This is a genomic window from Microcoleus sp. Pol11C2, assembly GCF_036701505.1.
Classification (GTDB): Bacteria; Cyanobacteriota; Cyanobacteriia; order Cyanobacteriales; family Microcoleaceae; genus Microcoleus.
This window is the reverse complement of sequence record NZ_JAUBQX010000019.1, coordinates 95,283-104,333: the sequence shown is the minus strand read 5'-3', so window position 1 is coordinate 104,333 and position 9,051 is coordinate 95,283. Positions and strand designations below refer to the sequence as shown.

Here is a 9,051-nt window from a genome sequence, read left to right as displayed (position 1 = left end):
ATTTAGTTGTTATGGCTTTGTGAACCATACTAGCCGTCCCTGAGTATTTTTACTCACTTAGGCTAAACGAATCGCACGGAACCAAATTAATTCGATTGTTAAGTGAGGTAAATCTAAAAATCTTTGTAATTTACGTCGCCGACTTTCGGCTGTAATTAGACAGGGAAATACTCGGGAGAGCCGCTCTAATCTCACTTGTTTTTCTGATTGCATCAAGGATAGCAAAATTGTCATCACCAAAAACTGAGATGGCGTCAGGTGTTTTTGTAAATGAGTCTGGTAGAATCTTGGTATCATTATTTTTTTGGATAGGCAAGCGTGTAACAACTCTGCTGCCTATCTTTTTTTACCACAAGTTGGCTCAATCCTTACTAACTATGGGTTTGGGGCGGGTCGTCACCCCCCCAGTGAGGATTCAGCAACTTTCATATTCGCTGACCCAATAATTGGTAAATACTTTATTGGCTTGGGAACAAACTCACAACAGAGGCTGCGTCAGTTGTTAGTGGATCAATTCTGCCAAGCAGCAGGTGGGCCTTGTGTTTATACAGGGCGGACTATGAAGCTTTCCCATAGTGGAATGGATGGAGGTTTGACGGACAGTGAATTTAATGCTTTTGCTAATGATATATCCCAAGCTCTCGATAAAAATAGGGTCAATCCACCAGATAAAGCCGAAGTGCTGGGATTTGTCAATAGTCTGAGAAGCAAGATTGTCGAAAAGTAATATGAAACACTCCCATCTTCTCCTGGTTTCGGTGGCATTTCTGCTACTGTCAGGAATGGTAACGGCCGACGCAGCCCATGCAAAACCATCAGAGCCAACCACCGAGATGAAAGTTCCAGTATCCCCAATGCCCAGGCAGTCTTCTGAGCGCTTTTCCATGCCTGCTATTTTTGCTCCACCCCATGCTCAATCCAACGATCAACCTTTTTGTTTTTATCAGCGCTGCGATAGCACGATAGTTGATTTGAGCAGACTGTGTGGGGCTAAGAGCGCCGAAACGGGTACAAATACTAGATGGGAAAAGGTTCCTGTTGAGGAGAAGAAGCGCCCAATTTATTGGTAAAAAAATGAGAAGTTGTTTCAGTAGACGAATTCCATAGGAGCGCCCTTGCTTTACTTCCCCAGAAGTGCGTGAAGCGTAGCTATCCCGTAGGAAATCGCCCTCATCGCCTCAAATTTCCCCATTCACCTGCATCTGATGCACCTTGTCAGCTAACTCTTGGCGGCTTTCCTTATCGAGTGCATCAATTGCCAGCATTCCCAAGTACACGACTTCCTTCTGAGTTAGTCTTGTCGCTTGGGCTTGTTTTTGAATGACTTCCTTAATTACGGAACTGACCGCGATCGCAGTATTAGTTTTTGCCACGAAGAATAATCAACTATTAATAACTTTCCTTGATGTTACCATCCCCACTCCGATTAAGTACGATAATGTTTGACAAATTACAGTTAATCATGATATAGTGTAAAAAATACAAAAAAGCGCTCGCCCCTGGTCTAGACAACTCAAGGCCGATCGACCTACTCCTCCAAAACCTCAACCAAATCCTCAATCATCACATCAAAAGTCCGAGCTAACTTCCGGAGCAACGTAAAGTCAACCGTTGTCAGCCCTGGACAGCGGGCATAATGCTTGACAGTGTTGTACATTACCCCAGAACGTTCTGAAACTTCCTTGAATGTCCAACCTTTCTCTGCTGCTAGTTCTCTGACTTTAATTCTTACTAAACCCATGCTTGACAATGGGTGCTATAACACCTTAGAATAAATTTATCTAAAAAGCCGATCGCCCCCCGGTCTGGACAACTAAAGGGCGATCGTTTTCAAAACTTAAATAGACAGTTACTAGCTGTCTAACTTACTATGATAGCATCATCCCAGCTAAAATCAAGCACTTTCGCCTGCTCCAAAATAATTCACAAATCTCCCATCCTGCATCCGCTGGCGAGATTTGTCACAGAAGAAAGAGTTGCACTCCTGTTCAATATCTCAACAGACGAGATTTACCGCATAGAATGTTGTCGCTACATGGTGTACGTGCACGGCAAAGGCATCAGCCGGTTTGTCAGCTACGCCGATTTTCCGCCGATTGTCCGAGTAAATGCGATCGCACTTCAAGATTTTGGCAGATGGTACAAACGCTGGAAAAGCAAGCTAGCACCAGCATTTTGGACGAAATTCTACACCCACAAGTTCAAAAAAGCTGTTTTAGTTGACAGCTTGCTGGAGTGGGGCCAATTGGTAGCTAGAGTTAAATCGCCAATTTCTGGGGCCGCGCTGCAACAGCTACGAGATGTCTATGCCCAAGAAAAAGATTTGATGGATAAATTTTAAAGTGTGATCGACTTAATCCTACTTGAACTTTCCATTAAAAAATTTTAAAACACTTCATCTTCGATTCCCAGCCACCATTCCCCCAGATTCATTAAATCTTTGTGAATGTCGGTAAGTTCTGTCATATACTCTTCCGCAGAAATCTCCGATCGCCTTTCTTGCAATTTTTTCAGTCGCAGTTGCACCAACAGCCAAGGTTTGGAAATCCCATCGGTTGCTTCGATATATTGGGCTAGCTCTTTGCTGTCCATAGTTATTGGTTAGTTTTTATATCGGAATGATTAAACCGCAGAGAATGCAGAGAATGCAGAGTAAGAGAAGAGAGAGATGAATAATTCTGATACCAACTAATCTAATATTATAGGACTTTTGAAACGGCTTAAAAATCTCTGATTTTTCCCAGTCGCTTTCAACCGACTTGAGCTTTGAGCCAGGGGTTGAAACCCCTGGCGGACTAACGGAATCTCGGACTTTTCAGCTAAGATGCCTTCCCCAAACATCTTTTACCTGTAATCCGAAGTCTGAATATTCTTCAACTTCGCCGCATATTTCATGCCGTATTCCGGGCGACAGAAGCGATCGATCTGAGACTCAAAGAAAGCCCGATTTGCCTTTAAATGCTTCGGATTCGGGTCATCTAAAGGATACAAAAGAGCAGTCCGCAAAGCTTGAATCACTGCCGAAGTTACGCAATACATTGATCGCTGGAAGGTCACCCCAATTTGATTGAGGATATCATCTTCGCCGCGACAGCGCTGTTTGTAGAAATCCATCAAATAAGGTGGCAGGAAATGCAGCATATCTTGTGCTAGCAAAGTCGGCGGAATCCCCGCCGTACCTACGGGGAATTTGTCTGCATAAAGCACTCCGAAGTGGAAGTCTTTTTGGTCGTCAGGAACTTCCTTAGCTTGAGCGTTGTAAGATTTGGTGCCTCGGAATGGCGAAGTGCGATAAAATACAGCTTCCACGTAAGGTAACGCTGCTTCATAAAGCCAAGTGAAACCCTTAGATTTGGGGATGATTTCGTAGGTTTCGCCGTCGATTTGAACGTGGTGGTAAATCGGGCGTCCGGCGATCGCAAATATGCCATTTACCAGAAAATCCATCGCTTGAGGGACTGTGGTAATTTTCCCTTCATCGTACAAGTCGGAAACTTCAAAAAACACCGGGGCCATTACTTCCCAGAATAAACCGAGATTGCTGTAATAAGACATTTGGCGACACTGTTCTAAAAACATTTCGGGAAATGCTTTGTGAAGTGCCAGCATGAACGGGTCTTTTTTGAAGTAAGCTTTAATTGCGCGATCGGCATTAGCCTTATATTCGTCACTGTCCAAATAAGGATCGAATTGATTGGTTGGCACGTACAAGCCCCGGTGCCACAGCATTGACCTCATGCACTCTTCGGCAAATTCCATGTTAATGCGATCGTGCCACAAATGGTGAACAAATCGAGGGAGTTTACCAGTTTCTCCCTTTTCCATGAACTCCAAAAGTTCCGGGTGAACACTTCCAGTGCCGCGCCAAATCCGCAAATCTGCCCCGTCGCCTGCATAATGATTTTGCAAGTCTAAATACTCTTGAGGCAAGAAGTATTTAAAGAAAGGAAGCGGGTGTAAAAAAACCCGTTCGGCGATGTAAAGCAAATCTCGCCAGTAAAAGTCCATCGGCACTGCGTAAGCTTTCCAGATAGCGATGATTTGCATCAGATTTTCCGGCGTATCTGGAATCATTGCGCCGCCAGCTTCTAGCCTGTGAATTATTTCGGCAAATTCGTGTTTGGAAGGAGGTAGTTTAGTTGCTGGTTTATTAGGGGTTTGTACCATTGTTTCTTCCTTTGAGTGAGTGAATCTAAATATTTTGAATTATTGCCAAAAGCTGCTATTCTTTAACGGGTTACCAGGCTAGAGGCGGGGAACCGATATCCAGGCCTACGAGCCGGAAAATTGAAGGCATAGCCTCCGGATATGCGTTTCCAGGCTCTGCCTGGAAACGAGTAGATTCTTAGTCGGCGGAGGCGGAATTCGTTTGTGTAGACGCGATTTCCAGCTCCGTGTGTTCTAGGGGATAGCTAATAGCAACTTGGGTATTTCTGTCAGTCGGCAGAGTAGCAACGATCGCATTTGTAGTAGATTCGCTCCACTTGAGTAGCCAAGCAGGTTGAATTCCCAACACAAAAATGATGCCCGCCAAAACCAGCGCCGGCATATTTTCAGCAAACGTAACTGGAGGGTAGTAAGCCGTGGCATTGTCCAACTTCCCAAAACAGGTGCGGTTCAGCAGAATCACAAAGTAAACTGCTGTTAAACCCGAAGCTAAAATGCAGAGCAAAGTTGGAATTGGAAAGATCGAGAAACTGCCTTGAAACACTAAAAATTCGGCAATAAAACCCACCAAACCGGGAATTCCCGCGCTTGCCATACCGCCCAAAACTAACAGGGAACTGGCAGTCGGTAAACCCCGCATCGGGTTCATCAAACCGTTGAGTACATCCAAATCCCGCGTGCCAACTTTGGTTTCGATGATGCCTACCAAATAAAATAGCAAAGCTAAAATTAAGCCATGGCTTACCATTTGCCCGACAGCGCCGATTAATGCCAGCTTCGTACCCGCGGCGCAGGCAACGAGGATGTAGCCCATATGTCCGATCGAACTATAGGCTACCATGCGCTTGATGTCTTTTTGGGCGATCGCGCTCAAAGCCCCGTACATGACGCTCACAGTCCCGATAATCGCTAAAGCGGGAGCTATAATCGACCACGTTTCGGGAAACATCTGCAAGCCGAACCGTACTAAACCGTAAGTTCCCAACTTCGCCAGAATCCCTCCCAGCAAAATTGCTGTTGCTGGCGAAGCTTCGACGTAAGCATCCGGCAGCCAAGTGTGCAGTGGCACCAAGGGAATTTTAATTCCCAACCCAATTAGCAAAATTGTTAGCAGGATTAACTGCATATTTCTCGGCAATTCTTGAGTGGTAATCGCACTGTAATCGAAATTTAAAGAACCGCTCAGCCAAGCCACACCCAAAAATGCTGCCAGCACTAAAAGTCCCGAAACTGCCGTGTAGATCAAAAACTTCATGGCAGCGTATTCCCGCTGCTTTCCGCCCCAAATAGCAATCAACAGGTAAAAAGGAATTAATTCTACTTCGTAAAACAGTACAAACAGTAGCAAATTTTGAGACATCAAAGCTCCGGCAATACCAGCATTGATTAGCAAAATCAAAGCGTAGTAAAGCTGGGGGCGCTCCATCTTTTCGCCAGTGCCGTAAATGACTAATAGCGTCAGCAAAGCACTTAAAACCAGCAGCGGCAAGGACAAGCCGTCAATGCCTAAGTTGTAGCTCAAACCTAATTGTGGGATCCAAGGCAAATATTCTTGAAATTGCAGTCCCGAATTGGCTGGATCGAATTGAGTCAACAGCCAGATATTCAAAATGAAAATAGCAGCAGCAAAAGCCGAGGCTATTGAACGCAGACGCATTCCATTGATATTTCCGGGCAGGAACCCGACTACCGCAGCGCCCAACGCGGGCAACCAGAGCAAGGCACTAAGCATAATGTGTGAAGTGAAGAGTGAAGAGTGAACAATCAATTTTGCAGGCTCTTGTCTTTGATAACTTAAGAGTTTAGATGTTAAACTTTCTTCAATTATCCATCCAAAATTGCATCACGACTCAGAAACAATAGTGACTCTACCCGTGTCTAAATCGTAATACCCACCAACAACTTTCAGTTTATTCTCCGCAATTAACTTAGAGATAACTGGAGAGGCTTTCAACCTGTTAGCTTGCAGCATAACATTCGCTTTGACGGCATTTTCTAGACTATCCCCCGGTTTGTTTTTCGAGCTTGCTAAAGCCGGCTTAATTGCCTCGATCAAACTGCCAATTTGACCGGGAACTTGAGTTCCTTTGATGGTTGCGTCTACCGCACCGCACCTTTCATGCCCGACTACCACAAGCACTTTTGCTCCCAGTACCAGCGTGCCAAACTCCAGGCTGCCAATTTCTTCTGGGGTAGCAACATTTCCGGCCACGCGACAGACAAATAAATCTCCCAATCCTTGATCGAAGATAATTTCCGAAGGAAAGCGGGAATCTGCACAGCCGAGAATAGCAGCAAATGGTTTTTGAGATTTGGCAACTTCGGTGAGACGCCCAAAGTCTTGGTGGGGATTTTGGCGTTTGCTGTCAACAAACCGCTGGTTGCCGTCCATTAACTGTTTCAGGGCTGCATCGGGAGTCAAGTCAGTTTGAGCAATTGCTGGTTCGGGTGCAGCCAAATCAGCGCCTGCTCCTGCTGCGAGTATCCCTGTACCAATGGCTCCTGCGACAAATTTGAGGGAATTGCGTCGGGAAAGAGTGAATTGTCTGTTATTTGGGTTCATTGAGGTTTCCTTGTTGTATCGAGTTTGAAATCTTTGTTCAAGACTTCATGTTTTTAAGATTTTAGATTAAAACTGTCACCTAAAATCTTCACGCTTATATTTCTTTACCCGCCCACAATCAGCGAGAGGCGAACTAGCAACGGCCAGCTTATGAGCAGTCCCAAAACTGCTACTCCGAACAGAATTGTCAGGGCATAAAACTGAGTTTGACCGTTAACGTTGTATTTGAGGCTCTGCCCGCCGAAAACAGTTGCAAAACCGATTAAGTTCACGAATCCGTCCACAATATTGCGATCGACCCAGGAGATAACTTGAGCAACTAGACCGACTGCAAATATCACTGTCACGCGGTAAAGTTGGGCAGTGTAAAAGTCGTAAGCAAAAAAGTCTTGCAAAGCTTCAGAACCAATTCGCACCGGTTTTTCCCATTTCTCGTTCAGGTAAACAAATGCTCCAGCACCGATGCCGATCGCCGTTGACAAAACTAGCAATCCACTTGCGGTATAATTCAAACTTGCCCCCGGCAAGACCTGCCACGTCGCCAGCAAGTGCGGAACGTGCAAAGTAAAGCCCATTAAAACAGTCATCGGCAAGATAAAAGGCCAGTGAACTTCCGGCGAACGTTCAGTCATTTGCTTTGGTTTGCCACCGAAAACTAAACCGAAGACGCGCACCAAGCCAAAAGCAGTAACGCCGTTTACAAACAGCACTATTCCTAACAAGAAAGGGTGAGTTTGCCAAAGCCCGGATGTGAAGTCTTCTAAAGCCCAGAAACAGCCGAAGGGCGGCAGTCCCACCAATCCAGCGCTACCAACAATAAACGATATTGCCGATATTGGCCGCTTTCCCCACAAACCGCCGAGAGCTCTGACATCCTGAGTGACGCTGTTCCAAACTACCGAACCGATGCTCATCACCAGCAAACCCATTGCCAAGGTGTAGGCAAATATCAATGTCAGGGCTGTCTGGGCTTGTCCGGTGCCGACGGCGATAAATACTAAGCCCATGTATGAGCTGACTATATAGGAAAGCGTGCGCTTGATGTCGATTTGGGCGATCGCAATTAATGAAGCACCCACCGCCGTCGCAGCGCCTACAATAATAGTTGTCTTCAGTCCGATGGGCGACAAAGCAATCACTGGCTGCAACTTAATCAAAATCCAAGCACCAGTTTCCACAACTACGGTGTTCCGCAAAATCGTCGCCGGCAGCGGGCCTTCCATCGCCTCATCCAGCCACAGGTGCAAGGGAAACTGGGCGCATTTGCCCATCGGGCCGGCAATCAAGGCTAAGCTCAACAGCGTCGCTACAGTAGGGTCAAGCTTTGCAGTCTGAGCCCAAACAGCCAACTCGTCAAAATTCCAAGTTCCAGCCAGCGGCAGAATTGCAACTACTCCCATCAGCAGGAATAAATCTCCCACCCGCTTTGTTAAGAAAGCGTCGCGGGCTCCTGTCACCACCAAAGATTGATTGAACCACAGCCCGACTAGCAGGTAAGTACCCAAAGTCAGAACTTCCAAAATCATGTAGCTGAAGAACAGGGAATTGCACAGTACCAACCCGCACATCCCAGCTTCAAACAGCCCCATAAGAGAAAAGAACCGAGCCCAGCCCCAGTCCATTTCCATGTAACCGAAAGCATAAATCTGCGCCAGCAAGTTCAGTCCGGTAATCAAAACAGTCGCCCCGACGGTGACTGCAGAAATTTCTACGGGAATGGTTAAGTCTAAACCTGCTACATTCAGCCAGGGAATCAACTCGTGTTGCGCCGGTTGGTTCCAGATAGCTGTCAAGGCTATGACCCCGTGTAAGAAAGCGAACAAGGTTAATATGGCGTTCACGTAACCGGATGGTCTTGGCCCCGTGCGGCGGGTAACTGCCGGAAACCACAGCATCGACAGAACTCCGCCTATGAGTGGATAGCAAGGTATAAACCAAACGGTCTGGAGTAAGATTTGAGCCATTGGCATTACCTGTAAAGGTTACAAAAATTTAAAATTCTGAGAATAATTCAGATGCGCTGACGACAGCACTGAAAAGCCAGAAGGCAGAAGTAAAGAAAATTTGGGGGTTTGCCTCTGAGTTGGTTCCCGTCGTCAAACCGAGCGCTTCAGAATAGACTTATTAATTTTATATTAAGGATTACGTTAAATTTTCATATTTCTCATTCAGCATATCTATATCCACCAATAAACAGGACTTATAGGTATTTATAGGGGCGGATTGTATACAAACGAATATTTGTCGAGCGCACATCTTGCACCATTTTGAGGAACAGGCATCTTGCCTGTTCCACTCATACTGATAGTTCAATTTTTTTT

The 9,051-nt window shown here is 45.8% G+C and carries 11 protein-coding genes; 3 read left to right on the top strand and 8 right to left on the bottom strand.

The window, feature by feature from the left end:
* Positions 1-57 precede the first annotated feature (57 nt).
* A complete protein-coding gene (locus QUA42_RS13700) occupies positions 58-297 on the bottom strand; it encodes a hypothetical protein (RefSeq protein WP_333137737.1) in 240 nt (79 codons plus the stop codon).
* A 7-nt stretch (positions 298-304) separates the two neighbouring features.
* Here QUA42_RS13700 and QUA42_RS13695 point away from each other — a divergent pair, with 7 nt between their 5' ends.
* Together QUA42_RS13695 and QUA42_RS13690 are read left to right on the top strand one after the other, a co-directional pair.
* Positions 305-727: a group 1 truncated hemoglobin gene (locus QUA42_RS13695; protein ID WP_333137736.1), complete on the top strand. Its 423-nt coding sequence runs from the start codon at positions 305-307 to the stop codon at positions 725-727.
* A gap of 1 nt (position 728) precedes the next feature.
* Complete coding sequence (locus QUA42_RS13690; protein WP_333137735.1) at positions 729-1,070, top strand: hypothetical protein; 342 nt, start codon at positions 729-731, stop codon at positions 1,068-1,070.
* 108 nt (positions 1,071-1,178) lie between these two features.
* Here QUA42_RS13690 and QUA42_RS13685 read toward each other — a convergent pair whose 3' ends face one another.
* Together QUA42_RS13685 and QUA42_RS13680 are read right to left on the bottom strand one after the other, a co-directional pair.
* Entirely contained in the window at positions 1,179-1,373 is a 195-nt protein-coding gene (locus QUA42_RS13685) for a hypothetical protein (protein ID WP_236506337.1), read from the bottom strand.
* Between the two features lie 155 nt (positions 1,374-1,528).
* The gene (locus QUA42_RS13680; RefSeq protein WP_242717445.1) at positions 1,529-1,741 is read right to left on the bottom strand and encodes a helix-turn-helix domain-containing protein; all 213 of its coding nucleotides are present in this window, start codon (positions 1,739-1,741) and stop codon (positions 1,529-1,531) included.
* Positions 1,742-1,870: 129 nt separating this feature from the next.
* On the opposite strand from QUA42_RS13680, the gene QUA42_RS13675 reads away from it, so the two are divergent.
* Positions 1,871-2,341 carry a hypothetical protein gene (locus QUA42_RS13675; RefSeq protein WP_333137734.1) on the top strand — a complete coding sequence of 157 codons (471 nt, stop codon included), beginning with the start codon at positions 1,871-1,873 and terminating at the stop codon, positions 2,339-2,341.
* Positions 2,342-2,385: 44 nt separating this feature from the next.
* Here QUA42_RS13675 and QUA42_RS13670 read toward each other — a convergent pair whose 3' ends face one another.
* The 5 genes from QUA42_RS13670 to QUA42_RS13650 all read right to left on the bottom strand — a co-directional run bounded on the left by QUA42_RS13670 (position 2,386) and on the right by QUA42_RS13650 (position 8,694).
* A complete protein-coding gene (locus QUA42_RS13670; RefSeq protein ID WP_333063876.1) occupies positions 2,386-2,592 on the bottom strand; it encodes a hypothetical protein in 207 nt (68 codons plus the stop codon).
* Between the two features lie 252 nt (positions 2,593-2,844).
* Positions 2,845-4,167 (bottom strand): CO2 hydration protein, encoded by a 1,323-nt coding sequence (locus tag QUA42_RS13665; RefSeq protein ID WP_333137733.1) that lies wholly within the window; start codon positions 4,165-4,167, stop codon positions 2,845-2,847.
* A 178-nt stretch (positions 4,168-4,345) separates the two neighbouring features.
* Complete coding sequence (locus QUA42_RS13660) at positions 4,346-5,899, bottom strand: NADH-quinone oxidoreductase subunit M (protein ID WP_333137732.1); 1,554 nt, start codon at positions 5,897-5,899, stop codon at positions 4,346-4,348.
* Between the two features lie 111 nt (positions 5,900-6,010).
* On the bottom strand, positions 6,011-6,730 hold the full coding sequence (locus QUA42_RS13655; protein ID WP_333137731.1) for a carbonic anhydrase: 720 nt from the start codon (positions 6,728-6,730) through the stop codon (positions 6,011-6,013).
* A 104-nt stretch (positions 6,731-6,834) separates the two neighbouring features.
* On the bottom strand, positions 6,835-8,694 hold the full coding sequence (locus tag QUA42_RS13650) for an NAD(P)H-quinone oxidoreductase subunit F (RefSeq protein WP_333137730.1): 1,860 nt from the start codon (positions 8,692-8,694) through the stop codon (positions 6,835-6,837).
* Positions 8,695-9,051 lie beyond the last annotated feature (357 nt).